We start from the raw sequence: 26321 nt of genomic DNA on the forward strand, positions 1-26321 counted from the left end.
TTATAAACGAAAATGCGACTTTGTCGTTCATACGGCACCATAACAGGACATCACCATGATTCAACACGCAGGCTTGGGCTACCGCCGTGACTTGGCGGAAGACTTCCTCTCGCTTTCAGACGACAGCCCGATACGCTTTATCGAAGCCGCCCCCGAAAACTGGCTGAAAATGGGCGGCAGGGCGCGCAAACAGTTTGACCGCGTGGCGGAACGGCTGCCGCTGGCGTTGCACGGATTATCCATGTCGTTGGGCGGACAAGCCCCGCTGGATACCGCCTTGATAGACGGCATCAAAGAAATGATGCGCCGTTATGACTGCACGTTTTTCTCCGACCATTTGAGCTACTGCCACGACGGCGGTCATCTCTACGATTTGTTGCCGCTGCCTTTCACTGAAGAAATGGTGCAACATACCGCGCGCCGTATCCGCGAAGTGCAAGATCGGTTGGGCTGCCGCATTGCCGTAGAAAACACGTCCTACTACCTGCATTCTCCGCTTGCCGAGATGAACGAGGTTGAGTTCCTCAACGCCGTTGCCCGTGAAGCCGACTGTGGCATTCATTTGGACGTGAACAATATTTACGTCAACGCCGTCAACCACGGACTGTTGTCGCCTGAAGCCTTTTTAGAAAATGTGGATGCAGAGCGCGTGTGCTATATCCATATTGCCGGACATGATGTGGAAACGCCCGAGCTTTTGATTGATACGCATGGCGCGGCGGTTTTGCCGACCGTTTGGGATTTACTCGAACTCGCCTATGCCAAACTGCCGACGATTCCGCCCACCCTGTTGGAACGCGATTTCAATTTCCCGCCTTTTGCCGAACTCGAAGCCGAAGTCGCCCAAATCGCCGACTATCAAACGCGTGCCGGAAAGGAATACCGCCGTGCAGCCTGAAACCTCCGCCCAATACCAACACCGCTTTGCCCAAGCCATACGCGAAGGCAAAGCCGCAGACGGATTGCCGCAAGAGCGCCTGAATGTCTATATCCGCCTGATACGCAACAATATTCACAGCTTTATCGACCGCTGCTATACCGAAACGCTGCAATACTTTGACAGCGAAGAATGGGGCCGTCTGAAAGAAGGTTTCGTCCGCGACGCGCACGCCCAAACGCCCTATTTTCAAGAAATCCCCGGCGAGTTCCTCCGATATTGCCAAAGCCTGCCGCTTTCAGACGACCTCTTGGCATTGATGGACTTTGAACACACCCAGCTGCTTGCCGAAACCGCTCAAACCGACAGCGAAGCCTCGCCTGCCGATTCAGACGATTTGGCTTACACCCTTTCTCCCGCCGCCTTTGTGCGCCGTTATCAGTATGACGTGACCGACGAATTGCAGGAGGCGGAAACTGCCGTTTTGGTGTGGCGCGATAAGGAAGACGACGTGATGTATCAAACGCTCGACGATTTCGACGCCTTATTGCTGGAAACGCTGGCAGAAACGCCCACTTCCCTAAACGGCCTGCAAACCATGCTGGTAGAGTTCATGCCGTCTGAAAACGTTTGGCAGGACGCATTAAGGCAGAAATGGGCGGAATGGCTGGAACAGGGCATTTTGGTTGCGGCATAAACCAAGGCCGTCTGAAACGGGCGCAGTCGGTTTCGGCGAAACAAAAATACTACTGAAATCGTTTATAGATTCAATCGCATGCTCTTTCCGTATCAGCGTAAAATCAGAAGCATATTGATCATTCCTTTCATACTGATACATTATGGCCCTACCCGAACTGACCGATGCCGAGCTTGCCGAATCCCGTAAACTGCTGCTGCGCTTTGCCCATATCCAGCTGCCCGACCGCCCCGATTTGGCGGAGGACCTCGTACAGGAAACCATGCTTTCCGCCTACCGCGCGGCCGAGGGTTTCAAAGGCGGCGCCCAAGTGAGCAGCTGGCTGTTTGCCATTTTAAAAAACAAAATTACCGACTGCCTGCGCCAAATCGGGCGGCAACGCCAAGTTTTCGTCACGCGCGACGAAGAAGCTTTGGATGAAGCTTTTGAAGGACATTTTGCCGCCGACGGGCATTGGACAGACGAAGGACAACCTCAGGGTTGGGACTCGCCCGAAGCCAGTTTGAACAATAAAGAGTTCTACCAAGTTTTACAGACCTGCCTCTACCATCTGCCGGAAAACACCGCCCGCGTGTTTACCATGAAAGAGATTCTCGGTTTTTCAAGCGATGAAATCCGCGAACAATGCGGCATCAGCCATGCCAACTATCACACCATCATGCACCGCGCGCGCGAAACCTTGCGCCAGTGCCTGCAAATCAAATGGTTCTCCCATGCCTGACAGGAAAATGCCATGAAAAAATGCCGCAAAATAACCGATCTGATTTCCAAACAGCAAGACCAAGTGCACCTCGGTCTTTTTAACCGCATTGCCCTCGCTGTGCACTTGTCTCTCTGCCCCTGTTGCCGCGAATATAAGAAACAGCTCGAATTAATCAGCCATGCCATGCACAAGATGTTTCGATGATTCAAAAAAAGCCGTCTGAAACCTACCCCTGTCAGTTTCAGACGGCCTTTTTGTATCTGCTTTATTTATCGCTAACCTTGAATAAGCCATGGTTTGCCACTCACTTTTTTAGCAGTATCTGTTTTCAAACTTGCGCCGTTTGCCTTTGCCTTTTGAGGCATGGCTGAAGATTCTGATACGGTAGAATAAGATAAAGGCCGTCTGAAAGATAGATTTCAGACGGCCTTTTTAACGGCTTTTAGTGTTGTTCTTCCGGCTCGGGTTCGTCTTTGCCGAACCAGTTGTCAAAGCGGATGGTATATTTCAACTCGCCGCCGGAGGAGCGCGTGCCGATGCGGGCAACGGCTTGGATGGCGCGGGTCAGTTGGTACACGAGTTTGACGGATTGTTCGGCGCTGGAGATGCCGTATTCGTAACCTGCGTAGAGGTTGTTGGTGAGCTGTTTGCCGACGGTCAGGACTTGTTCGGCAGGGTTGAGCTCGCCTGTTTGGGCGTTGCGGCTGCGTTTGCTGGTAAAGCCTAAATCATCGACAAGACCGATGCGGTCGTTGACTTGGCCGGCAAGCAGTGCGCTGGCGGCAGCGGAGAGTGTGGCGTTGTCGCCGTCGCTGCCGCTGCTGGCACGGTTGAGGATGAGCCAGGAGAGTTTGTCTTTTTCACTCATGGCTTCTTTGGCAACCAGGGTTACGCGCGGATTGTTGAGGCTGCCGAGGACTTCGACGCCAGCGCCGACCGGGGAGAGGCGGCGTTCGGCACGGATGTTGAGGTTTGGATTGGTCAGCGGGCCGACAAAGGAAACCGATCCTTTGGTGATGTCGAGGTCTTGGCCGTAGGCTTTGTAGCGGCCTTTGACAACACGCACGGTACCAACGCCTTGGACGGCTTCGCCCGGACGGGACGTGATGGCCAGTTTGCCGCCGATGGTAACGTCTGCGCCGTAGCCGACAAAACGGACATTGTCGTTGATATTCAAGACAAGGTTCATATTAATCGGCGTGGTGGCCGTTGCTTCTTTTGGGGTTTCGCCCAGTACAACCACATCATCGTCGAGGGTCGGCATGGAGGATTTTTGCGAACCGAACATACCGTAGTCGGTATTGAGCGTGCCGTTGAGCGATACGCCTTTTCCCGGATTGTAGAGGACTTTGGCCGCGCCGGAGAGCTGCAGTCGGCGGTTTGGACGCGAGAGGGTGCGGTATTTGTCGAAGACGATGTCCACGTCAACATCGGGGTTGGCATTGGCAAGGTTAACCGCGCCTTTGAGCTCAATCGTGCCGCCACGGTGGAATTTGAGGCTGTCGATGACCCATTTTTGACCTTGCAGGCGTGAACGCAATACGCCGTTATCGAGAATCAGGCCTTGGGTTTGATGGCGGTAATAGAGGTTGTCGCCATTAATCAGGCCGCTCAGTTGCGGATCGTTCAGACGGCCTGCCAAGTTGACGGCGGCGTTCAGACGGCCTTTGAGGGTTTGGCCGACGGGCAGGAAGTTGCGGAAGACTTCGAGGTTGGCAACGTTCAGGTTAAGCTTGCCGCTCAGAGGGGCGGTATCGAAGCTGGTGCCCTGACCGATGTTGACGGTACCGTCGGCCCGGCCGTAATTGGTTTGGAGGTCGAGGTTGCTGTTGACGGTGGGCGAACCGAGTCGGCCGCCGATGGTGGCGGTCGCGTTCAGACGGCCTGTAATGCCTTGGGCTGTGGCCGGCATAAAGGATTTGAGCGAGCCCAAATCGGGAACGCTGATATTGACTTTGCCACTGACGGGGGCGTTGTTGATGTTGTTGCCGAACTGTTGGGCGATGCCGAGCATGCCGTCAACTTTGCCGAAGCGGGTGTTGCCTTCCAGCGTGCTGTCGATGCGGCCGTTTTGGAAACGGGTGCGCAGGGCGAGCGCAGAAAGTCCCAAAGGTTGTTTGTTTTTCGGGTCTTTGCCCGGCAGAATGATGTCGCCGCTTTGACGGTTGATGTTGAGGAAGCCGCGCGCGTTTTGACTGTACGCCAAATCCCAGTCGCCACCCAAGACGAGGTTGTGTTCGATAGGTGGAGTGTAGAAGTTGTGCAATTCGGTAATGTGCAGATTTTGTGCACTGCCTTTACTGGTAATGCCGGCTTTCTTGTCCCAAACGAAATTTTGCAGATTGAGGCTGCCGCCCATAGCCGCCCATCGTGCGCTGCTGAGGGAAACGCGTTCGCTGCCGGCTTCGAGGTTGAGGCGGTTTTGCAGTTTGAGGTTGAACGCGCCGTTGATGTCGAGCGTGTCGACCGTGCCTTTCCATTGGGTTTGGTCTTTGTTGAGGCCGCCGGTGGCGTCGAGGTCGAGCTTGTAGCGTTTTCTGTCCACAGCCATGTTGCTGTTGCCGCGGATGTGGTGGTGCGAACCTGTGCCGCTGATGAGCAGGTTGACGTTGTCGATCATGGCTGCGCCGCCGGAGACGGCGATGTGTTCGCCTTTAATATCGGCACTCAACGGACGGTTGGTGTCGGGCGAACCTTTAAGCTTGAAGTCAAGGGTGCGGATATTGACGGTATCGGCGACTTTGAAGTTGCGCGCTTCGCCGTTCAAATCGGCTTCAAGGGTTTTGAGGCCGTCTGAAAAGCTGCCGGAGATGTAGCCGCGCGCATTGAGCAGGCCGCCCAAGCCGAAGCCGAAACGCGACAAATCGGGGGCGGTAATGTTGAGGTTGAGGCGGTCGCCTTTTTTGCCGAAGCTGCCGTTGGTTTTGACGATGTTGCTGCCGAGGGTCAGGTCGGTCAGGGCGCGAGAGAGGTGTTTGTTTTCATAGGCGACGTCGGCTTTGCCGCTGAGCGGAACGCCGTTGAGCGTACTCGGTGCAAACTGCATGTTGCCGGCGAATTTTTCTTGCGCCAGTATGCCGGTTAAGTTGATGTTGCCGTTGACGCTGCCTTGCGGAAGCTGCGGATCGATGCGCGCAGGGTTGAAGGCTTTGCTGACGATGTCCAATTGCAGTTTGCGGTCTTTGAAGAGTTCGAGCGAGCCTTTGGCGTTGAGCTCGCCGCCGTTTTGCGGAACCAGGCGGACTTTGTCGAGCTTGAGTGTACGCTGGCCGAGCTGTTTGTCGGTTTGGAAAAACAGCATGCCGTCTGTACGCGCAAATCCGCTGTCGAGATTCCAGTTGACGACGGGGGAGGAGGTTTCACCTTTGACGTCGATACTGCCGTTCAGACGGCCTGCGATGTTTTGACGGACGAAGTCGTCTGCGCCGGTATTGTTGATGCCCAGTGCGAGTTTGAGCTGGTCTTGGGCGGTGTCGATAGTGCCGGATACGTCGATGCTGCCGTCTTTGAGCAGGCCGACGCCGATGTCTTCGATTTTGACCGTGCCTTTGTCATCGACAATGAATTCGCCGAGGATGCGTTTGACGGGGATATAGTTTTCATCGGCAAAACCGGCTTGGTCGTTTTCCAAGTCTATCGAGCCTTCCAGCGCAACGCCGTCTGTAAAGGACGGAATGGTGGTGGCGTCGAAATTCAGACGTGCTTTGGGCAGGCTGGGCAGGAAGGCCTGCGGATTGATGTTGGAACCTTTAACCAGGATTTCGCCGACGGTTTCGTTGAGGCTGTCGGCGAATGGGTGGATGGTGGATTTGGCAGACAAATGAACGTTGTCGCCGTCGAGCAGCAGGTCGGTGTACACGTCTTGCAGGCTGCCCCACAGGCGCACCGTGCCGTGTATGGTTTCGCCCTCAAGCTGGCCTTTGGTGTAGATGGCGGTATTGAGGACGTAAGGTTTGTTCAAACCGAGCACCACCGCGCCTGTCGAGCTGCTCCAGGGCGTGTCGGCGGTTTTGATGTGGAGGCGATGTTCTTTTTTGTCGTAATGATAGGCTGCGTGTAGGTGGTCGAGATAGACGGTTTGCTTGTCAAAACGCTTGCCTACGCTGATTTTGCCGGTTTCCAAACGGTCGAGATAGGCGGTAACGGGCAGGTCTATGCTGTCGGGCAGGCCTTTTGATGGCTCTTCTTCTTTAGGCGGCGTGCGTTTGGTCATGATGGCAATGTCGCCGGCCACGACTTCGGTAATGTGCAAGGACGGACGGGTCAGCTCGGACGGTTTCCAATCAAAGCGGAAGCTGCTGATTTTGACATCCGCACCTTCTGTTTCAATCAACCATTTGTCGCCTTCAAAACCTTCAATCAGCGTGCCTTTCAGTGTGTCCGAGGAGATTTTGACGTCGAACCATGACGGGATTTTGTACAAACCGAAACGCAACCCCGATTCCGTACCGACCAGCCAGCCGATTGCGCCGGCGGAAACGGTCAATACGCCCAAGGCGGACAGGACAAAGCCGCGCAACAGGCGTTTTTTGCGCTTTGGCGGGGCAGGCTGTTGTTCAGGCGGCGTGGAAGTGTTTGCAGTATCGGTCATGATATTTTTCTGTTTGTCTGTTTTTCAGACGGCCTGGAATGGCTGAGGCCGTCTAAAGGAATGGATGGTGAGTATGTTTTTTAAAACCTTGTGCCCAAGCTGATGTGCCAGCGGATTTTCTTGTCGTGATGGCCGTAGGCAATATCGAAGGAGAACGGCGCAACCGGGCTGAACCAGCGCACACCCAAGCCGGTACCGTGTTTTAAGGTCATGTGTTTGAAGTTGCTTGCCGCATCGCCGACATCGTGGAAGATGGCGCCGGAGAAGCTTTTGGTGACCGGGAATTGATATTCGAGGCTGCCGACCACCAAGGCGCGTTGCGGCAGGACGGATCCGTTGGGGCCTGCCAAGCCGATGCTGTCGAGTTCGTAACCGCGTACGGAAGTCGCGCCGCCGGTGCGGAACATCAGGCTGGAAGGCACTTCTTCGCCTTCGCGGGCGTAAACGTAGCCGGCCTGTCCGCGTACGATGAATGTACCGATTTTTTTGTTTTCAGGCGTGAAGAAATAGCCTGCGCGTGCCGTAGCGCGCGCCATTTGGGTGGAGGAGAGGAATTTGCCCAAGGTCGAGCCGATTTTGCCGTCGAGGTAGTAGCCGTTTTGAGGATGCAGCTCGGTTTCGATGCTTTGCCGTTTCCATGAGGCGGTCAGCATGGTGGCATGGCTTCGGCCCAAATCGTAGCTGGTGTCGGGGACTTTGCGGTCTTCGGTAATGAATTCAAGGCCGAAGCGGGCATCGATATTGTTGCGGTCGCGGACATACCAAATGCCGCTGGACAGGGCGCGTTTTTCAAGGTTTTGCGTGGTCGAGCGGTTGTAGGAAACGTTGCTTGTCCAGTAGTTGCCGCGGTTGTTGCGCGGCTGGCTGATACCGGCGGCCAGCGTGGTTTCGTATTTGTCCATGTCCCAAACGACCGAACCGATGTAACCTTTGTTGAAGAGGTTGTAATAGTCGTAGGCGATGCGGCCGCCGATTCCGTATTCGGAGTCGTAGCGGATACCGGTTTCCAGTTTGTGGCGTTTGACTTCGGTTACGTTGATTTTGACGGGAACGCGGTCGCCTTGCAGTTGGTCGAAGTCGGCCTGTACGGACGCGCCGGAATAGTGGCCGTTTTGTTCGAGTGCCTGTTGCAGGTCGAGGATTTTGTCTAAGTCGTAAGGCGAACCGGGTTGGAAGCGCGCCATGCCGGAAACCACGCTTTCAGGGTAGCGGCGCGTACCGGTGATTTGGAAATCGCCAAAGTAAATCGGGCGATTGCTTTCCACGATGACGTTTAAGTCGGCTTTTTGGGTATTGGGATTGATGGTGGCTTGGGTGGTGGTGAGTTTCGCCAAAGGATATTTTTTGCGTGTTACCGCGCTGAGGACGGAGGTTTTACTCGCACTCCAGCCGTCTTGGTCGAAGTTTTCGCCAACGGGCTGTTGCCAGTTTTCCATTGCATTTTGGTAGTATTCGGCCAAGTTGTCGTCATTCAATACGTCGCCGAGGATGGCCACGCTGACGTTGTCGACTTTGGTGCGCGGGCCGGGGGTGACGTTGACGGTGTAGCTCTCGCCGTGGTCTTGAATATTGACGTTGCTGTTAAAGTAGCCTTTGGTCTGGAGCATGGTTTTGACGTTGTCGGGCGCCTCTTCGGCGAGGAAGCCGACCTGCTCTTTGTCCAGCTCTTCGTCCTGCTGCTGGGTAATCAGCGGCAGGTATTCCTCAAGCATTTCTTTGACTTCGCTGTCTTGGGTGTCGATTTTGACGGGGAATTTGGGCTTGAGTTTGCCTGTTTGGTCGTCTTTGGGCTGCTTGGGCATTTCGGATTCGGGAACAGCCTCGTAGTCTTCCGCTTTGGGAACGGAAGTATCTACTGCCAACGCGTGTCCGTAGGCGAGCGCCAATGATGCAAATAAAACAGGGTAGGTCAGTTTGGTCATGATGTGTGTTCGACAGCGACAATTCTTCAGTTTGGGGATTTTAACATTATTTCTGCAAGGTTTCAGGCTGGTTATAAACGGAAATTTAGCGTAATAACATTGCAAAATGCGACTTAAGGGCGGATTTTGGTTTGTTTCTATCTGATTGTAATATTTATGTTTTGTGTTTTGACTGATGAAGTTGCCTTTAATATTCGGCTCTATGGCGTAGATTTCAGGCCGTCTGAAATCAAGATATAGAGGGATAAGGCAACGGTATGGGCATACTTTAAAGTAGGGTTTGAGCGGTTTTGACCGTATTTTTGGCATAAAGTGCCAACTGTGTCATAAATGCTAAACTTTAATGCTGTTTTTGTGAGGTGTGCATGAAAACCTCGCCGACAAATGATTTTTTATTTTAGAATGTAAGACTTTTTTAACATATCTTTAAATTGAAGGAACGGATATGGCAAGTGGCAATCCGCTTTTGAACGCGATCAACAGCGTCAGCCTGGTGGTGCAAATCGCCATCGGCTTGGTTTTAGGTATTCTTGTGGGTGCAGTTGCGCCGCAAGTCGGTACCAGCGCAGGACTGCTGGGCAGCCTGTTTGTCGGTGCGCTTAAGGCTATCGCGCCGATTTTGGTATTTGTTTTGGTGACTGCCGCCATTGCGCAACACCAAAAAGGCAATCAGGCCCACATCAAACCGATTTTGATTTTGTATATTTTCGGTACGTTTGCCGCGGCTGTGGTGGCGGTTGTCGCCAGCATGGCATTCCCGACCACGCTGATTCTGCGTGCGGCCGGCGATGTATCCGTTGCGCCGCCTTCCGGCATTATCGAAGTGTTGAAAACGCTGCTGATGAATTTGGTGGCCAACCCGATTAACGCGCTGGCTAATGCCAACTATATCGGTATTTTGGCTTGGGCTTTGGTATTGGGCGCGGCTTTGCGCCATCACGGTTCGGATACGACCCGTCAAGTGGCGGCCGACTTGGCCGATACCGTTTCGACCGTCGTGAAATGGATTATCCGTTTTGCGCCGTTGGGTATTTTCGGCTTGGTGTCTTCTACTATTGCGGAAACCGGTTTTGAAGCGCTTGCCGGCTATATGCAGCTGTTGGCCGTATTGCTCGGCTGTATGCTGTTTATTGCGTTGGTGGTCAACCCGATTATTGTGTGGACGCAAATCCGCAGCAACCCTTTCCCGCTGGTGTTTACCTGCCTGCGCGAAAGCGGCGTGTATGCCTTCTTCACCCGTTCTTCCGCCGCCAATATCCCTGTGAACATGGCATTGGCGAAAAAACTGGGCCTGCACGAAGACACTTACTCTATCTCCATTCCATTGGGTGCAACCATCAATATGGCCGGTGCGGCAATCACCATTACCGTTTTGGCGATGGCTGCGGCGCACACGCAAGGCATTACGGTTGACTTCGCCACTGCCCTGCTGTTGAGCCTGGTGGCCACCGTCAGCGCGTGCGGTGCATCCGGTGTGGCCGGTGGTTCGTTGCTGCTGATTCCTTTGGCGTGCAGCCTGTTCGGTATCGATAACGATGTAGCCATGCAGGTTGTTGCCGTCGGCTTCATTATCGGTGTGATTCAAGACTCTGCAGAAACTGCGTTGAACTCTTCCACCGACGTTTTGTTCACTGCCGCTGCCGATTTGGGTCGTCAACGTAAAGAGTGATTTTTAGGATTAACCTAAATCCAGCAAAGGCCGTCTGAACAGTTTCAGATGGCCTTTGTTTTGGGCAAAGCAAAGGGATTCTTAGATGGCCAAGCCGATAGGTTGGTTTGGTCGGACTGACGGTATCCGCTGTCATCAGTCGGATTTTTCCCGTAAAATACAGTCTTGAATGTATTTGAGTTATCCTTTTCAGACGGCCTGACCGTCTTATCACATTTGCAAAAAAAAAACAATGATTAAAAAAATATTCTCATGGTTCGAGTCACGCATCGACCCTTATCCAGAAGCTGCTCCGAAAACGCCAGAAAAAGGGTTGTGGCGGTTTATTTGGAGTAATATTGAAGGCGTGCGTAAATGGATTGCCGTGTTGGCCGTGTTTACAGTCGGCGTCGGCATCATGGAAGCCTTGATGTTCCAATTTATGGGCAAAGTGGTCGACTGGCTTGGCGCTTATACGCCGCAAACGCTTTTTGCTGAAAAAGGCCATGCATTAATCGGCATGATGGCCATGGTGGCATTTTTTGCCGTTTGGACCTTTTTCGCGTCCAGTGTACGCCTGCAAACCCTGCAAGGCGTGTTCCCCATGCGCCTGCGCTGGAATTTCCACCGCCTGATGCTGGGTCAAAGCCTGGGCTTTTATCAGGACGAATTTGCAGGACGCGTGTCCGCCAAAGTCATGCAAACCGCGCTGGCGCTGCGCGATGTCGTGATGACCGTCGCCGATATGGTTGTGTATGTGCTGGTGTACTTCATCACTTCCGGCGTGATTCTGTCCTCATTCGATGCCTGGCTTATCGTGCCGTTTATCTGCTGGATGATTGGATTCGCGATGATTATGCGCTTCCTGATTCCCAAACTCGGCAAAACCGCTGCACGCCAAGCTGATGCGCGCTCGCTGATGACCGGCCGCATTACCGACGCCTATTCCAATATCGCCACCGTCAAACTCTTCTCCCACGGCGCACGCGAGGCCGCTTATGCCAAGCAGTCGATGGAAGAGTTTATGGTAACCGTCCATGCCCAAATGCGTTTGGCAACGCTGCTGCACACCTGCAGCTTTATCGTCAACAGCTCGCTGACCGTCGGCACGACCGCCTTGGGTATTTGGCTTTGGTATCACGGCCAAGTCGGCGTAGGCGCGGTAGCTACGGCCACGGCCATGGCATTGCGTGTGAACGGTTTGTCGCAATACATCATGTGGGAGTCTGCCCGATTGTTTGAAAACATCGGTACCGTCAATGACGGCATGGCCACTCTGTCCAAACCCCACACCATCCTCGACAAACCGCAAGCCCTGCCGCTGAAAGTCACCCGAGGCGAAATCAAGTTTGATCACGTCGATTTTTCTTATGAAACAGGCAAACCGCTCCTTAACGGCTTTAATCTGAACATCAAGCCCGGCGAAAAAGTCGGCTTGATCGGCCGCAGCGGCGCGGGCAAATCCACCATCGTCAACCTGCTCCTGCGTTTTTACGAACCGCAAAGCGGCACGATTTCGATCGACGGCCAAAACGTGGACAGCGTTACCCAAGAAAGTCTGCGCGCCCAAATCGGTTTGGTGACGCAAGATACCTCCCTGCTGCACCGCTCCGTCCGCGACAACATTATCTACGGCCGTCCCGATGCGACCGAAGCCGAAATGATTTCTGCCGCCGAACGCGCCGAGGCCGCCGGTTTTATTCCTAACTTGAGCGATGCCAAAGGCCGACGCGGCTATGATGCACACGTTGGCGAACGCGGCGTGAAACTTTCCGGCGGCCAGCGCCAACGCATCGCCATCGCCCGCGTCATGCTCAAAGACGCGCCGATTCTGTTGCTTGACGAAGCCACCAGCGCGCTCGACTCCGAAGTCGAAGCCGCCATCCAAGAAAGCCTCGACAAAATGATGGAAGGCAAAACCGTGATTGCCATCGCCCACCGCCTCTCCACCATCGCCGCAATGGACCGCCTTATCGTCTTGGACAAAGGCCGCATCATCGAAGAAGGCAGCCACACCGAGTTGCTCGAGAAACAAGGCCTGTACGCCAAACTTTGGGCGCATCAAAGCGGCGGCTTCTTGAGTGAGCATGTCGAGTGGGAAAACAATTAAGCGCTTTGAAAGAAGATAAGAGGCCGTCTGAAAAAACAATAATTTAGATCGTGCTTAATTTGATGTCATGAATTAAAATGGTTGGGTAGTTCAACGATAATCTACGCTAACTTTAGAAAGACAATATGAAACGATCTATCAAATATTTGAGTATGGCTGTACTTGCACTTACAACCAATGCATGGGCAGGAAGTGCAGAAGAAGAGTTGCTGAACGCATTTGTAAAATGTGATGCATCTATGTTTGATATCTTGAAAAACAAGCAGGAACCATTGAGTAAATATGCTCCAATTGAGAAAGTAGGAAAGACTGCACGTTTTCAGTTAGGTAGTGCCGATGAAGATGGGAAAAGACAGGTCATCTTCAATAAACCGATAATATTAAACGGCATACATTTTAGTAGTTTTTCGGCAGAATATTCGGAACTGCCAGTTAATGAGACTGGTAAAAATCCTGTCTTTTATTTCTGGGGGTTCGAGCTTAAAAAAGCTCGGGCTGCCGATGTGGTAGCAAAGTTCCCGCAATGGGGATTGAAACCGATGGGAGAGGATTTTGTGGCTTCTCCGCAAATTATTATTAATAGTCATAAGTCTTTGCGTTGGCTGCCAAATATGCAAGCAACGTCTGGTTCGATGCCTGCAAAAAATACAGTAGAAAAATCGCTAATATTGGAAGAGAGTGACGGTAAAACTTCTCTCATCTGTACTATTCAGGGTTATCCGAATGATAAACTGGTTCGTCGTGAACGACTTGATCTGATCGGAGGAAAGTAAAATGAAAAAGTTAGCTGTTTTTTTGATGACGATTTGTTTGCCAATCTCAGTATTTGCCGATAAGCCAAGATTTTTGCCAATGCTGGATGGTGCTCAGAGTCGTGTTTATGCAGATATGGAAAGTATCAAGAATCATCCTCACAACCCAAATTTGTTAGTATATGATGTGATAACTAATTTTGATGATACGAATAAAAATTTGGCAGGTACTTCCATGATAGAGAAGCACTATCTGGATTGTCTGAACAGGATTGATATTATGAATCCGGAGCCGGTAAAACTATACAGTCGTCATTTCGGGAAAGGGAAATTATTGCATGAGATCCCAAGGGAATCTGAACGGTTTGAAATGAAAGAGATTTCGACGATGAGTATGCTATCTGCTACTGTGTGTAGTGTCGGCGGCCATAACTTTGGTGGTAATCCGAATGCTTTAGAAGATATGGGAAAAGCGTTGGATAAAATGGATAAGAAGAAAGGTCGAAAAAGATAAATCTCAAGGCCGTCTGAAAACATTTTCAGACGGCCTTTATTAATGAAGCAAAGGGCAGGTGGGATAACCGCCCTTTTTCAGTTGAAACCTTAGTTTTTTACAGCCCCAGCGACCAAGCATTTTGGTGTTCGGACAAGTCTTCCAAGCGGTTTTCGTAATGGGCGAAGATTTCTTCGATGATTTCGTCTTCGTCGTCGATGACGCGGATCAGGTTTAAATCCTCTTCCAAAATCAGGTTTCTGCCCAATAACTGCTCGCGTATCCAGTCCAACAGTCCCGCCCAAAATGCTTTGCCCACTAAGATAATCGGGCGGTCGGGCGTTTTGCCGGTTTGCACCAAAGTCAGGCTTTCAAACAATTCGTCCAATGTGCCGAAACCGCCGGGCATGACGACATAGGCCACGGCGTGTTTGACGAACATGACTTTGCGCGGGAAGAAGTGTTGGAATTTAATTGACAAATCCTGATACGGATTGGCTTTTTGCTCGTGCGGCAACACGATATTCAACCCCACCGCCGGACTTGCGCCTGCAAACGCGCCTTTGTTGGCTGCTTCCATAATGCCCGGCCCACCGCCGGAAATGACGGAAAATCCGACATCCGACAGTTTGCGCGCCAAGCGTAATGTGAACGCGTAGTCGGGATGGTTTTCAGGCGTGCGCGCGCTGCCGTAAATGCTGACGGCCGGCTGAATGGCGCGCAATTCTTCGCCGGCTTCGACAAATTCGGAAATAATCTTCAATACATGATACGACTCGCGCGCCTGAATATCGCGGCGTGTTTCGTCGGGAAGCATGGGTTTGGGCAGTTTTTTGAGCAGGCTCACGGCTTTTCCTTCGTGTTTTTATGTGCCGTATTGTAACCTGAAAGGGGCAGGCCGTCTGAAAGTTGGGTTTCGGCGGCAAGTGTACCTGCCACATTTTCAAAAGCCCGTTACAATATCTGCTTTTATTCAACTGCTCCGCCATGCTCGATATTATCCACCGCGACAGCTGCACCATTGCCGTCAACAAACCTGCCGGAATGCTGGTGCACCGAAGCTGGTTAGACAAACACGAAACCCGTTTTGCCGTGCAGACCCTGCGCGACCAAATCGGGCAGCACGTCTATCCCGTCCACCGCCTCGACCGCCCGACTTCCGGCGTCTTGCTGTTTGCCCTCGATACGGAAGCCGCACGGTTATTGACGCAGCAGTTTGAAAACAAGACCATCGAAAAAACGTATTGGGCGATTGTTCGCGGTCATCTGCCTTCAGACGGCCTGATTGATTACGCCCTCAAATATATGCCCGACAAAATCGCCGAAGCGCAGACCGAAGCCACATTGCAGGAAGCGCAAACCGCCTACCGTTGTCTGGCGCAAACCGAGTTGCCGTTCCAATCCGCCCTGCGTTATCCGACCTCGCGTTATTCGTGGGCCGAACTTATGCCGCACACCGGACGCAAACACCAACTCCGCCGCCATATGAAACACATTTTCCACCCCATCGTCGGCGACACCAACTACGGTGATTTGCGCCAAAACCATGCCGTTGCCGAACATATCGGCACGCAACGCTTAATGTTGCACGCGCGAAGCCTCAGTTTTCAAAGTATAGAAGATGGCAGCCGGATGACCGTACAAGCGCCGATAGACAATGACTGGCGGCTTTGGTTGGAAAAATTTAAAACCGAGGCCGTCTGAAAAGCCAAGCCGCACATTTTCAGACGGCCCGGTCATGGAAAAAAACAGGCAAATCCCTTACAATACGCCCCTAAAATTTTGAAAGAACACAAGAATCATGGAAGCCGAAGTAATCAACCAGCTTAACAACACCCTAAACGACTTGGAGAAGCGCAGCGAAGACATCCGCGTCTATATGGACTATCAAGGCAAAAAAGACCGCCTTGAAGAAGTCGTCGGCCTCTCCGAAGACCCGGAACTCTGGAACGACCCCAAACGCGCCCAAGAAATCGGCAAAGAGCGCAAAATCCTCGAGGGCATCGTGGTGACCCTCGACAACATCGCCACAGGTATCGAAGACAACCGCATGCTGATTGAAATGGCCGTCGAAGAAAACGACGAAGAAGGTTTCGCCGCCGTGCAGGAAGATGTGGCCGGTTTGGAAAAACAAATGGCCGACCTCGAATTCAAACGAATGTTCAACCAGCCTGCCGACCCGAACAACTGCTTTATCGACATCACCGCAGGCGCGGGCGGTACAGAAGCCGAAGACTGGGCAGGTATGCTGTTCCGTATGTACAGCCGCTACGCCGAGCGCAAAGGCTTCAAAATCGAAATCCTTGAAGAAGACGACGGCGAAATCGCAGGCATCAACCGCGCCACCATCCGCGTGGAAGGCGAATACGCTTACGGCCTGCTGCGTACCGAAACCGGCGTTCACCGCCTGGTGCGCTACTCGCCGTTTGACTCAAACAACAAACGCCATACGTCTTTTTCGTCCGTGTTTGTTTACCCCGAAATCGACGATTCCATCGAAATCGAAATCAACCCGGCCGATTTGCGTATCGACACTTACCGCGCATCCGGTGCCGGCGGTCAGCACATTAACAAAACCGACTCCGCCGTGCGTATTACCCACGAGCCGACGGGAATTGTGGTGCAGTGTCAAAACGACCGCTCGCAACACGCCAACAAAGCTGCCGCGATGGAAATGTTGAAATCCAAACTGTACGAATTGGAAATGCGCAAACGCAACGAAGAGAAACAGGCATTGGAAGACGGCAAGTCCGATGTGGGTTGGGGCAGCCAAATCCGTTCGTACGTTTTGGACTCCTCGCGCATTAAAGACTTGCGCACAGGCTACGAAGTTGGCAACACCAAAGCCATTTTGGACGGCGACTTGGACGGCTTCATCGAAGCCAGCCTGAAACAAGGCGTATAAACCGTAAAACATAAAATGCCGTCTGAAAGATTTCAGACGGCATTTTTCAGTTTGAAAGAAACAATATTTTGCAAATATTAAAACATGTTTTGCAAATGCAAAGATTGGCGGTAATATATAGTTTCTATAAAAATGATTGGTAGGTGCAATAGGCCGTCTGAAGCCTGATCCTGTCCGATATATTAGGAGAACTTATTAAATGTCCGGTCAAAAGCTGTCTTCTGCCGAGAAAACTTTCTTCGGCCATCCTTTGCAATTATCCACCCTATTCCATATTGAGCTGTGGGAACGTTTTTCTTTCTACGGTATGCAGGGCATCCTGCTGATTTATCTGTATTACGCCGCGAATCAAGGCGGTTTGGGTATGGATAAGGCTTTGGCCGGCGGTATCGTTGGCGCATACGGCGGCAGCGTTTACCTGTCCACCATTCTCGGCGCATGGTTGGCCGACCGCATTTGGGGCGCGGAACGTACCCTGTTTATCGCCGGTATCGTCGTGATGACCGGCCATATTTTATTGGCGATTGTGCCGGGCTTGATGGGATTGCTGTTGGGCTTGGTGTTTATCGCGCTGGGCAGCGGCGGCGTGAAATCGTCTGCCGGTTCGATGGTCGGCTCTTTGTATGAACGGGACGACCTGCGCGAATTGCGCGATGCCGGTTTCTCTATTTTCTATATTTCCATCAATATCGGCGGTTTCTTAGGCCCTTTGTTGACCGGTATTTTGCAAGACGGAATGGGATTCCATTACGGTTTCGGTGCGGCGGCCGTCGGTATGGCATTCGGCCTGCTGTGGTATTCGCGCGGCCGTAAAAACCTGCCGCATACGCCGGCTCCCAATCCGTTGCGCCCTGAAAAGGTACAGACTGCAATAGCTGTCGGCGTGTTGCTGGTTTTGGTGTTGGGCAGCGTGATTGCTTCCGGCGCGCTTAATCTTGAGAACTTTTCACGCTGGCTCTTGGGCGTGGTCATTATTACCGTTATCGCTTATTTTGCACGCCTGCTGGGCAGCAGCCAGGTTGAGGCAGCCAATAAACGTTACATCATGGCCTATATTCCGCTGTTTTTGACTATTTGTATGTTCTGGGCGGTTTGGTTTCAGGTGTACACCGTTGCAACGGTTTATTTCGACGAAACGGTTGACCGTACTTTCTTCGGCTTTACCGTGCCTGTTTCATGGAAAGACTCGATACAGGCCATGTGGGTGGTTCTCTTTTCCGGCGTGATGGCGGCGGTGTGGACGAAAATGGGCAAACGCCAACCTAAAACGCCGTTGAAGTTTGCGCTGGCCATGTTGGTAACCGGCGTCTCTTATTTGTGTTTCATCCCGTATATTTCATCCGGAACCCCGATGCCGATTATCGTATTTATGCTGGTGTTGCTGGCGATTACGATAGGCGAGTTGATGCTGTCGCCGATTTCGTTGTCGTTTTCCACCAAAATCGCACCGAGCATGTTTAAAACACAAATGGTTGCGTTGAATTTCTTAGCATTGTCCATTGGCTTTACTTTGGGCGGAGTGTTGTTTAAAGACTACTACAATGCTCAGTCGCCATTGGATTTCTACTGGATGCTAGCCACCATCGGCGCAGTAACCTTCGGTATCCTGCTGGTACTTACCCCGGTATTGAACCGTATGCTCAAAGGTGTCGATTGATTTTTCTATTTCAAATAATGTGATGTAAATACAGGCCGTCTGAAAAGAATCAGTTTTCAGACGGCCTAATGTTTTTATTGAGGTTTGGAAAAGGGTGGTTTTCCATATTTTTGAAGTAAATCGGACAGGCGGAAAATCCGAATTAAATGATACATGATTAAAACGAAATTAAAATTTGGAAATATTAAATAAGAATAAGAATTGTTCTCATAACTTTATTGAATTTATTAGGGTTTTTTTGCTGATTTGCTGATATTTACCTTTAAATGGCTTTTGAAATTCGATAAAATGGTAATCTATTTTTAAGATTTGTCTGTCAACCAGTTAGGTACGACCATGTTGGCCAGTTATTTTCCCGTCCTCGTATTCATCCTCGTCGGCCTTGCGGCCGGCGTGCTGTTTATTCTGCTCGGCACAATTTTAGGCCCGAAACATCACTATGCCGAAAAAGACGCGGCTTACGAATGCGGTTTTGAAGCCTTTGAAAACGCAAGGATGAAGTTCGACGTGCGCTATTACCTCGTCGCCATCCTCTTTATCCTGTTTGATTTGGAGGTTGCGTTCATGTTGCCGTGGGCAGTCGTGTTCAAAGATTTGGGCGCGTACGGCTTCTGGTCTATGCTGGTGTTTATCGTCGTTCTGACGGTAGGCTTTATTTACGAATGGAAAAAAGGTGCGCTGGAATGGGAATAGAAGGCGTTTTGAAAAAAGGTTTCATCACCACCAGCGCGGATACGGTGTTGAACTATATGCGTACCGGTTCATTGTGGCCGGTTACTTTCGGCTTGGCCTGCTGCGCCGTGGAAATGATGCATGCGGGTATGGCGCGTTATGACCTTGACCGTTTCGGCATCATTTTCCGTCCGTCCCCACGTCAGGCCGACCTGATGATTGTGGCGGGTACGCTCACCAACAAAATGGCACCTGCACTGCGCCGCGTGTATGACCAGCTCGCCGAGCCGCGCTGGGTATTGTCTATGGGCTCGTGTGCCAACGGTGGCGGCTATTACCACTACTCTTATTCCGTTGTGCGCGGTGCCGACCGCGTCGTGCCGGTAGACGTTTATGTGCCGGGTTGTCCGCCGACTGCGGAAGCCCTGATTTACGGCCTGATTCAGCTCCAACAAAAAATCAAGCGCACTTCCACCATCGCGCGTGACGAGTAAGGAGAGGACGATATGGCAAGCATTCAAAACTTATACGAGACCGTCATCGGCGTGCTTGGCGATCAGGCAAGCAAAGTCATTTCGGCTTTGGGCGAGATTACCGTCGAGTGTCTGCCCGAACACTATATTTCAGTCATGACCGCATTGCGCGACCATGAAGAGTTGCATTTCGAGCTTCTGGTTGACTTGTGCGGTGTCGATTACAGCACTTACAAAAACGAAGTATGGCAGGGCAAGCGCTTTGCCGTCGTTAGTCAGCTGCTTTCCGTTAAAAACAATCAACGCATCCGCGTACGCGTCTGGGTTTCAGACGACGACTTCCCCGTAGTCGAATCCGTAGTCGATATTTACAACAGCGCGGATTGGTACGAACGCGAAGCCTTCGATATGTACGGCATCATGTTCAACAACCATCCGGACTTGCGTCGCATCCTGACCGATTACGGCTTTGTCGGATATCCGTTCCGCAAAGACTTCCCGATTTCCGGCTATGTGGAAATGCGTTACGACGAAGAGCAAAAACGCGTGATTTACCAACCTGTTACCATTGAGCCGCGCGAGATCACGCCGCGTATCGTCCGTGAGGAGAACTACGGTGGCCAATAAATTAAGAAACTACACCATCAACTTCGGCCCGCAACACCCTGCGGCGCACGGCGTATTGCGTATGATTTTGGAGTTGGAGGGCGAAACCATCGTCCGTGCCGACCCGCATATTGGCCTCCTGCACCGCGGTACTGAAAAACTGGCTGAAACCAAAACCTATCTGCAAGCTCTGCCCTATATGGACCGCTTGGACTATGTTTCCATGATGGTCAACGAGCAGGCGTATTGTTTGGCAGTAGAAAAACTTGCCGGTATCGATGTGCCTATCCGCGCCCAGTATATTCGCGTGATGTTTGCCGAAGTAACACGCATCCTCAATCACTTGATGGGCATCGGTTCGCACGCCTTCGATATTGGCGCGATGACCGCCATCCTTTACGCCTTCCGCGACCGCGAAGAGCTGATGGACTTATACGAAGCCGTGTCCGGCGCGCGTATGCACGCAGCCTACTTCCGTCCCGGCGGCGTTTACCGCGACCTGCCCGACTTTATGCCCAAATACGAGAGCAGCAAATTCCGCAATGCCAAAGTATTGAAGCAGCTCAACGAATCCCGCGAAGGCACCATGCTCGACTTTATCGACGCCTTCTGCGAACGTTTCCCGAAAAACATCGATACACTCGAAACCCTTCTGACCGACAACCGCATTTGGAAACAGCGTACCGTCGGCATCGGCGTCGTCTCTCCTGAGCGCGCCATGCAGAAAGGCTTTACCGGCGTTATGTTGCGCGGTTCTGGCGTGGAATGGGATGTGCGTAAGACACAGCCTTACGAAGTGTACGACAAAATGGATTTCGACATCCCCGTTGGCGTCAATGGCGACTGCTACGACCGCTACCTCTGCCGTATGGAAGAAATGCGTCAATCCGTACGCATCATCAAACAATGTTCCGAGTGGTTGCGTGTCAATCCGGGTCCGGTCATTACCACAAACCACAAATTCGCTCCGCCCAAACGTACTGAAATGAAAACAGGTATGGAAGACCTGATTCACCATTTCAAACTCTTTACCGAGGGTATGCACGTTCCCGAGGGTGAGACCTACACCGCTGTCGAACATCCGAAAGGCGAGTTCGGCGTTTACATCATTTCAGACGGCGCAAACAAACCCTACCGCCTGAAAATCCGCGCACCCGGCTTCGCCCACCTGCAAGGCATGGACGAAATGGCAAAAGGCCACATGCTGGCCGACGTCGTTGCCATCATCGGTACGCAGGACATCGTATTCGGGGAGGTTGACCGATAATGTTATCCGCAGAATCTTTAAAACAAATCGACATCGAGTTGGCAAAATATCCTGCCGACCAACGCCGCTCCGCCATTATGGGCGCATTGCGTATTGCCCAGACCGAAAAAGGCTGGCTTGCTCCCGAGACCATCACCTTTGTCGCAGACTATATCGGCATCTCGCCTGCACAAGCCTACGAAGTCGCTACTTTCTACAATATGTACGACCTTGAGCCTGTCGGCAAATACAAACTGACCGTTTGTACCAACCTGCCCTGCGCCCTGCGCGGCGGTATGGCTACCGGCGAATACCTCAAACAAAAACTCGGTATCGGCTACGGCGAAACCACGCCCGACGGCAAATTTACCCTTGTCGAAGGCGAATGCATGGGCGCATGCGGCGACGCTCCGGTCATGCTGGTCAACAACCACAGCATGTGCAGCTTTATGACTGAAGAGGCGATTGAGAAAAAATTAGCAGAATTAGAATAGATCGTCTGAACATATTCGGTTTGTAATCAAACTTACTAGTTATTCCAAAATTTTAAATTGTGATTTAAAAGTAACAATAAAAAGGGAAGCGGTTAATGAAAGGGATAATTGTTAAGTGGGATGATGAAAAAGGTTATGGTTTTATACGGATAGATGGTAGTAAACAAGAAATTTTCTGCCATATTTCTGACTTTTCCCAAAGAAGCCCTCGTCCTGAACTTAATGAGGCGGTTGGCTTTGAAGTATCTTCTAACGGAAAAGGAAAAAATGTTGCTAAACAGATTCGTTACTTGAATCGTGAGGCAAGAGATTTTAAGCGGAATCATAACCATCGTTCGAGGGCAAAGAAAAAATCATTTTTTGCCTTAGATACGTCGTCTTCCATATTGACGCAATTGGTAGGGTTGGCACTTTTCGGGTTAATTGGTTATCAGATATATCAATTCGCCGCAGCAAAATTAGTCCCTAAACAAACTAATGCACCAGTAGAGCTTAATGATCCAGCTACGATACAAGCTAAAAAAAGCAATAGTAATAAATATCGTTGTGATGGCAGGCAATATTGTTCTCAGATGGTGTCATGCGAAGAGGCCAAATGGTTTTTACAGAATTGTTCTGATACCAAAATGGATGGTGATGGTGATGGGATCCCATGTGAAGATAAATGCGGTGGATTGTGATAACTTCAGCAAAGTAGACTAGGTCTATAACCATGAAAACGAAATACAAGGTCGTCTGAAATATCAACTTTAGTGAATCAACATATTTTAGACGGCATAGAGTCGATATACAAAGGTATATTAGGCCGTCTGAAAACAACGGCTGCAACCTATACGAAAACAAACAGGCACACCAAAAATGGCTATTTACCAATCAGGCGTGATTTTTGACCAAGTGGATACCGCCAATCCCGATTGCTGGACATTGGACGAATACGTCAAACGTGGCGGCTATACCGCCCTGCGTAAAATCCTGTCCGAAAACATCTCGCAAAGCGATGTGATTGACGAAGTCAAAGCCTCCGGCTTGCGCGGTCGTGGCGGTGCGGGCTTCCCGACCGGTTTGAAATGGAGCTTTATGCCCCGTTCCTTCCCTGGCGAAAAATATGTCGTCTGCAATACCGATGAAGGCGAGCCGGGTACATTTAAAGACCGCGACATCATCATGTTCAATCCTCATGCCCTGATTGAAGGCATGATTATTGCCGGTTACGCGATGGGTGCGAAAGCCGGCTACAACTACATCCACGGCGAAATTTTCGAAGGCTACCAACGCTTTGAGGCCGCTTTGGAGCAGGCTCGTGCCGCAGGCTTTTTGGGTAAAAATATTTTGGGTTCGGATTTTGAATTTGAACTCTTCGCCCACCACGGCTACGGCGCATATATTTGCGGTGAAGAAACCGCATTGCTCGAGTCGTTGGAAGGCAAAAAAGGCCAGCCTCGCTTTAAACCGCCATTCCCTGCTTCGTTCGGCCTGTACGGCAAACCGACTACCATCAACAATACCGAAACGTTCTCCTCCGTCCCCTTCATTATCCGTGACGGTGGACAGGCGTTTGCCGATAAAGGTATTCCGAATGCAGGCGGTACCAAATTGTTCTGTATTTCCGGCCACGTCGAACGTCCGGGCAACTATGAAGTGCCATTGGGTACTCCGTTTGCCGAAGTTCTGAAAATGGCGGGCGGTATGCGCGGCGGTAAAAAACTTAAAGCCGTTATTCCCGGCGGTTCGTCCGCGCCCGTGTTGCCTGCCGATATCATGATGCAGACCAATATGGACTATGACTCGATTTCCAAAGCAGGCTCGATGTTGGGTTCCGGCGCGATTATCGTCATGGACGAAGACGTGTGCATGGTCAAAGCCCTTGAGCGCCTGAGCTACTTCTACTACGACGAGTCTTGCGGCCAATGTACGCCTTGCCGAGAAGGTACGGGCTGGCTTTACCGCATCGTCCACCGCATCGTAGAAGGCAAAGGCCGTATGGAAGACTTGGATCTGCTGGATTCTGTCGGCAACCAAATGGCAGGCCGCACCATCTGCGCCCTCGCCGACGCCGCCGTTTTCCCTGTTCGCAGCTTTACCAAGCATTTCCGTGATGAGTTTGTGCATTACATCGAACACGGCGGACCGATGAAACCGAATAAGTGGTGCTAAGTTTTCAGACGGCCTCTAAAAGAATTATTTATTAAATACCCGTAACTAGGAACGAACCATGTTACAAATCGAAATCGACGGCAAACAGGTATCTGTGGAGCAGGGCGCGACGGTGATTGAAGCCGCGCACAAGCTCGGTACTTATATCCCGCATTTCTGTTACCACAAAAAACTTTCCATCGCCGCCAACTGCCGTATGTGTCTGGTGGACGTGGAAAAAGCCCCCAAACCTCTGCCCGCCTGTGCCACGCCGGTTACAGACGGCATGATTGTGCGTACGCATTCGGCAAAAGCCCGAGAGGCACAAGAAGGCGTGATGGAGTTCCTGCTCATCAACCATCCGCTTGATTGTCCGACCTGCGACCAAGGCGGCGAATGCCAGTTGCAGGATTTGGCGATGGGCTACGGCAAAACCACCAGCCGTTATACCGAAGAAAAACGTTCCGTCGTCGGCAAAGACATGGGTCCTTTGGTTTCCGCCGAGGAAATGAGCCGTTGTATCCACTGTACCCGTTGCGTTCGTTTCACTGAAGAAATCGCCGGCGTGCAAGAAATCGCCATGGCCAACCGCGGCGAACATTCCGAGATCATGCCTTTTATCGGCAAAGCAGTGGAAACCGAATTGTCAGGCAACGTCATCGATTTGTGTCCTGTCGGTGCATTGACCAGCAAACCGTTCCGCTTTAACGCGCGTACTTGGGAATTGAACCGCCGCAAATCCGTTTCCGCCCATGACGCTTTGGGCAGCAACCTGATTGTACAAACCAAAGATCATACTGTCCGCCGCGTGTTGCCGTTGGAAAACGAAGCCATCAACGAATGCTGGCTGTCCGACCGCGACCGTTTCGCCTACGAAGGCCTGTATCACGAAAGCCGTCTGAAAAACCCGAAAATCAAACAGGGCGGTGAGTGGATGGATGTGGATTGGAAAACCGCGTTGGAATATGTCCGCAGCGCGATTGAATGTATCGCCAAAGAAGGCAACCAAAACCAAGTCGGCATTTGGGCCAATCCGATGAATACGGTTGAAGAGTTGTATCTGGCCAAAAAACTTGCCGACGGCTTGGGCGTTAAAAACTTTGCCACCCGTTTGCGCCAACAAGACAAACGTCTTTCAGACGGCCTTAAAGGTGCGCAATGGTTGGGACAAAGCATCGAATCTTTGGCTGACAACGATGCCGTATTGATCGTCGGTGCGAACTTGCGCAAAGAACAGCCGCTCCTGACCGCCCGTTTGCGCCGCGCCGCCAAAGACCGCATGGCCTTGAGCGTATTGGCCAGCAGTAAAGAAGAATTGTTTATGCCGCTTCTGTCTCAAGAAGCCGCACATCCCGACGAGTGGGCAGGCCGTCTGAAAAACCTGTATGCCAATGCGGAACACGCCGTTACCGCCAGCCTGAAAAACGCTGAAAAAGCAGCGGTGATTTTGGGCACGGAAGTGCAAAACCATCCTGATTACGCCGCCATTTATGCCGCCGCGCAAGAGCTGGCAGACGTGACCGGCGCAGTGCTGGGTATTTTGCCGCAAGCCGCCAACAGCGTTGGTGCGGATGTCTTGAATGTAAACTCCGGCGAGAGCGTTGCCGAAATGGCAAATGCGCCGAAACAGGCAGTCTTGCTGCTCAACGTTGAGCCTGAAATCGATACGGTTGACGGCGCAAAAGCCGTGGCCGCGTTGAAACAGGCGAAAAGCGTGATGGCGTTTACACCGTTTGTCAGCGAAACGCTGCTGGACGTGTGCGACGTATTGTTGCCGATTGCGCCGTTTACCGAAACCTCGGGCAGCTTCATCAATATGGAAGGCCGTCTGCAATCTTTCCACGGCGTGGTACAAGGCTTCGGCGATTCGCGTCCGATGTGGAAAGTGTTGCGCGTATTGGGCAACCTGTTTGACCTGAAAGGTTTTGAATACCACGATACCGCTTCGATTCTGAAAGATGCGCTGGATGCAGAAAGCCTGCCGTCCAAACTGGACAACCGCAGCACATGGACAGGGGAGGGCGTTCAGACGGCCTCAGACCGCCTCGTCCGTGTCGGCGGCGTCGGTATTTATCACACTGATTCTATCGTGCGCCGTTCCGCACCGTTGCAAGAAACCAGCCATGCCGCCGTGCCTGCCGCGCGTGTAAATCCGAACACATTGGCACGCTTGGGCCTGCAAGACGGACAAACCGCTGTCGCCAAACAAAACGGCGCAAGCGTATCGGTTGCCGTCAAAGCCGATGCCGGACTGCCTGAAAACGTGGTGCATCTGCCGCTGCATACCGAAAATGCCGCGCTGGGTGCGTTGATGGACACTATTGAACTGGCGGGAGCTTGAT

General features: G+C 51.8%; 21 protein-coding genes. 18 read left to right on the forward strand and 3 right to left on the reverse strand.

The window, feature by feature from the left end:
• The first annotated feature begins 55 nt into the window (after positions 1 to 55).
• The 3 genes from DBY97_RS05725 to DBY97_RS05735 all read left to right on the forward strand — a co-directional run bounded on the left by DBY97_RS05725 (position 56) and on the right by DBY97_RS05735 (position 2295).
• Entirely contained in the window at positions 56 to 898 is an 843-nt protein-coding gene (locus tag DBY97_RS05725; RefSeq protein WP_107857759.1) for an HvfB family MNIO-type RiPP peptide maturase, read from the forward strand.
• Positions 888 to 1574 carry an HvfC family RiPP maturation protein gene (locus tag DBY97_RS05730; RefSeq protein ID WP_107857760.1) on the forward strand — a complete coding sequence of 229 codons (687 nt, stop codon included), beginning with the start codon at positions 888 to 890 and terminating at the stop codon, positions 1572 to 1574. Before DBY97_RS05725 ends, DBY97_RS05730 begins: the two co-directional genes overlap by 11 nt.
• A gap of 142 nt (positions 1575 to 1716) precedes the next feature.
• The gene (locus DBY97_RS05735; protein WP_107857761.1) at positions 1717 to 2295 is read left to right on the forward strand and encodes a sigma-70 family RNA polymerase sigma factor; all 579 of its coding nucleotides are present in this window, start codon (positions 1717 to 1719) and stop codon (positions 2293 to 2295) included.
• A 424-nt stretch (positions 2296 to 2719) separates the two neighbouring features.
• On the opposite strand, the gene DBY97_RS05745 is transcribed toward DBY97_RS05735, so the two are convergent.
• Together DBY97_RS05745 and DBY97_RS05750 are read right to left on the reverse strand one after the other, a co-directional pair.
• Positions 2720 to 6868, reverse strand: coding sequence for a translocation/assembly module TamB domain-containing protein (locus DBY97_RS05745; protein WP_107857762.1), 4149 nt, complete (start codon positions 6866 to 6868; stop codon positions 2720 to 2722).
• Between the two features lie 80 nt (positions 6869 to 6948).
• Positions 6949 to 8790, reverse strand: coding sequence for an autotransporter assembly complex protein TamA (locus DBY97_RS05750; RefSeq protein WP_107857763.1), 1842 nt, complete (start codon positions 8788 to 8790; stop codon positions 6949 to 6951).
• 445 nt (positions 8791 to 9235) lie between these two features.
• Here DBY97_RS05750 and sstT point away from each other — a divergent pair, with 445 nt between their 5' ends.
• The 4 genes from sstT (at position 9236) to DBY97_RS05770 (ending at position 13814) form a co-directional block, all read left to right on the forward strand.
• Positions 9236 to 10459: a serine/threonine transporter SstT gene (sstT, locus tag DBY97_RS05755; RefSeq protein ID WP_107857764.1), complete on the forward strand. Its 1224-nt coding sequence runs from the start codon at positions 9236 to 9238 to the stop codon at positions 10457 to 10459.
• A gap of 232 nt (positions 10460 to 10691) precedes the next feature.
• Complete coding sequence (locus DBY97_RS05760) at positions 10692 to 12548, forward strand: ABC transporter ATP-binding protein (protein WP_107857765.1); 1857 nt, start codon at positions 10692 to 10694, stop codon at positions 12546 to 12548.
• 125 nt (positions 12549 to 12673) lie between these two features.
• A complete protein-coding gene (locus DBY97_RS05765) occupies positions 12674 to 13321 on the forward strand; it encodes a hypothetical protein (protein ID WP_107857766.1) in 648 nt (215 codons plus the stop codon).
• Between the two features lies 1 nt (position 13322).
• Positions 13323 to 13814: a surface-adhesin E family protein gene (locus tag DBY97_RS05770; protein WP_107857767.1), complete on the forward strand. Its 492-nt coding sequence runs from the start codon at positions 13323 to 13325 to the stop codon at positions 13812 to 13814.
• A 97-nt stretch (positions 13815 to 13911) separates the two neighbouring features.
• On the opposite strand, the gene DBY97_RS05775 is transcribed toward DBY97_RS05770, so the two are convergent.
• Positions 13912 to 14640 carry a TIGR00730 family Rossman fold protein gene (locus DBY97_RS05775; RefSeq protein ID WP_107857768.1) on the reverse strand — a complete coding sequence of 243 codons (729 nt, stop codon included), beginning with the start codon at positions 14638 to 14640 and terminating at the stop codon, positions 13912 to 13914.
• A 140-nt stretch (positions 14641 to 14780) separates the two neighbouring features.
• Between DBY97_RS05775 and truC the strand changes: the two genes are divergently transcribed.
• The 11 genes from truC (at position 14781) to nuoG (ending at position 26320) form a co-directional block, all read left to right on the forward strand.
• Positions 14781 to 15497, forward strand: coding sequence for a tRNA pseudouridine(65) synthase TruC (gene truC, locus DBY97_RS05780; RefSeq protein ID WP_107857834.1), 717 nt, complete (start codon positions 14781 to 14783; stop codon positions 15495 to 15497).
• 97 nt (positions 15498 to 15594) lie between these two features.
• A complete protein-coding gene (gene prfB / locus DBY97_RS05785; protein ID WP_107857769.1) occupies positions 15595 to 16698 on the forward strand; it encodes a peptide chain release factor 2 in 1104 nt (367 codons plus the stop codon).
• A 199-nt stretch (positions 16699 to 16897) separates the two neighbouring features.
• Positions 16898 to 18355: an oligopeptide:H+ symporter gene (locus tag DBY97_RS05790; RefSeq protein ID WP_107857770.1), complete on the forward strand. Its 1458-nt coding sequence runs from the start codon at positions 16898 to 16900 to the stop codon at positions 18353 to 18355.
• 336 nt (positions 18356 to 18691) lie between these two features.
• Entirely contained in the window at positions 18692 to 19048 is a 357-nt protein-coding gene (locus DBY97_RS05795) for an NADH-quinone oxidoreductase subunit A (protein ID WP_070606431.1), read from the forward strand.
• On the forward strand, positions 19039 to 19521 hold the full coding sequence (locus DBY97_RS05800) for a NuoB/complex I 20 kDa subunit family protein (protein ID WP_002215610.1): 483 nt from the start codon (positions 19039 to 19041) through the stop codon (positions 19519 to 19521). Before DBY97_RS05795 ends, DBY97_RS05800 begins: the two co-directional genes overlap by 10 nt.
• A gap of 12 nt (positions 19522 to 19533) precedes the next feature.
• Positions 19534 to 20127 (forward strand): NADH-quinone oxidoreductase subunit C, encoded by a 594-nt coding sequence (locus DBY97_RS05805; protein ID WP_107857771.1) that lies wholly within the window; start codon positions 19534 to 19536, stop codon positions 20125 to 20127.
• Positions 20117 to 21373 (forward strand): NADH dehydrogenase (quinone) subunit D, encoded by a 1257-nt coding sequence (nuoD, locus tag DBY97_RS05810; RefSeq protein WP_002221612.1) that lies wholly within the window; start codon positions 20117 to 20119, stop codon positions 21371 to 21373. Before DBY97_RS05805 ends, nuoD begins: the two co-directional genes overlap by 11 nt.
• Positions 21373 to 21846, forward strand: a complete 474-nt coding sequence (nuoE, locus tag DBY97_RS05815; protein ID WP_107857772.1) for an NADH-quinone oxidoreductase subunit NuoE — start codon at positions 21373 to 21375, stop codon at positions 21844 to 21846. Before nuoD ends, nuoE begins: the two co-directional genes overlap by 1 nt.
• A gap of 95 nt (positions 21847 to 21941) precedes the next feature.
• Positions 21942 to 22526, forward strand: a complete 585-nt coding sequence (locus DBY97_RS05820; RefSeq protein WP_107857773.1) for a cold shock domain-containing protein — start codon at positions 21942 to 21944, stop codon at positions 22524 to 22526.
• Positions 22527 to 22704: 178 nt separating this feature from the next.
• Positions 22705 to 24000 (forward strand): NADH-quinone oxidoreductase subunit NuoF, encoded by a 1296-nt coding sequence (gene nuoF, locus DBY97_RS05825; protein ID WP_049323666.1) that lies wholly within the window; start codon positions 22705 to 22707, stop codon positions 23998 to 24000.
• Positions 24001 to 24058: 58 nt separating this feature from the next.
• A complete protein-coding gene (nuoG, locus tag DBY97_RS05830) occupies positions 24059 to 26320 on the forward strand; it encodes an NADH-quinone oxidoreductase subunit NuoG (protein WP_107857774.1) in 2262 nt (753 codons plus the stop codon).
• Position 26321 lies beyond the last annotated feature (1 nt).

Origin of the sequence: Neisseria subflava (assembly GCF_003044645.1) — a bacterium.
In the GTDB taxonomy this organism is placed as follows: domain Bacteria; phylum Pseudomonadota; class Gammaproteobacteria; order Burkholderiales; family Neisseriaceae; genus Neisseria; species Neisseria subflava_B.

Coding starts and splice junctions, on each gene's coding strand:
- DBY97_RS05725 (WP_107857759.1), top strand. CDS start 56: ATGATTCAACACGCAGGCTTGGGCTACCGCCGTGACTTGGCGGAAGAC.
- DBY97_RS05735 (WP_107857761.1), top strand. CDS start 1,717: ATGGCCCTACCCGAACTGACCGATGCCGAGCTTGCCGAATCCCGTAAA.
- DBY97_RS05745 (WP_107857762.1), bottom strand. CDS start 6,868: ATGACCGATACTGCAAACACTTCCACGCCGCCTGAACAACAGCCTGCC.
- DBY97_RS05750 (WP_107857763.1), bottom strand. CDS start 8,790: ATGACCAAACTGACCTACCCTGTTTTATTTGCATCATTGGCGCTCGCC.
- sstT (WP_107857764.1), top strand. CDS start 9,236: ATGGCAAGTGGCAATCCGCTTTTGAACGCGATCAACAGCGTCAGCCTG.
- DBY97_RS05760 (WP_107857765.1), top strand. CDS start 10,692: ATGATTAAAAAAATATTCTCATGGTTCGAGTCACGCATCGACCCTTAT.
- DBY97_RS05765 (WP_107857766.1), top strand. CDS start 12,674: ATGAAACGATCTATCAAATATTTGAGTATGGCTGTACTTGCACTTACA.
- DBY97_RS05770 (WP_107857767.1), top strand. CDS start 13,323: ATGAAAAAGTTAGCTGTTTTTTTGATGACGATTTGTTTGCCAATCTCA.
- truC (WP_107857834.1), top strand. CDS start 14,781: ATGCTCGATATTATCCACCGCGACAGCTGCACCATTGCCGTCAACAAA.
- prfB (WP_107857769.1), top strand. CDS start 15,595: ATGGAAGCCGAAGTAATCAACCAGCTTAACAACACCCTAAACGACTTG.
- DBY97_RS05790 (WP_107857770.1), top strand. CDS start 16,898: ATGTCCGGTCAAAAGCTGTCTTCTGCCGAGAAAACTTTCTTCGGCCAT.
- DBY97_RS05795 (WP_070606431.1), top strand. CDS start 18,692: ATGTTGGCCAGTTATTTTCCCGTCCTCGTATTCATCCTCGTCGGCCTT.
- DBY97_RS05800 (WP_002215610.1), top strand. CDS start 19,039: ATGGGAATAGAAGGCGTTTTGAAAAAAGGTTTCATCACCACCAGCGCG.
- DBY97_RS05805 (WP_107857771.1), top strand. CDS start 19,534: ATGGCAAGCATTCAAAACTTATACGAGACCGTCATCGGCGTGCTTGGC.
- nuoE (WP_107857772.1), top strand. CDS start 21,373: ATGTTATCCGCAGAATCTTTAAAACAAATCGACATCGAGTTGGCAAAA.
- DBY97_RS05820 (WP_107857773.1), top strand. CDS start 21,942: ATGAAAGGGATAATTGTTAAGTGGGATGATGAAAAAGGTTATGGTTTT.
- nuoF (WP_049323666.1), top strand. CDS start 22,705: ATGGCTATTTACCAATCAGGCGTGATTTTTGACCAAGTGGATACCGCC.
- nuoG (WP_107857774.1), top strand. CDS start 24,059: ATGTTACAAATCGAAATCGACGGCAAACAGGTATCTGTGGAGCAGGGC.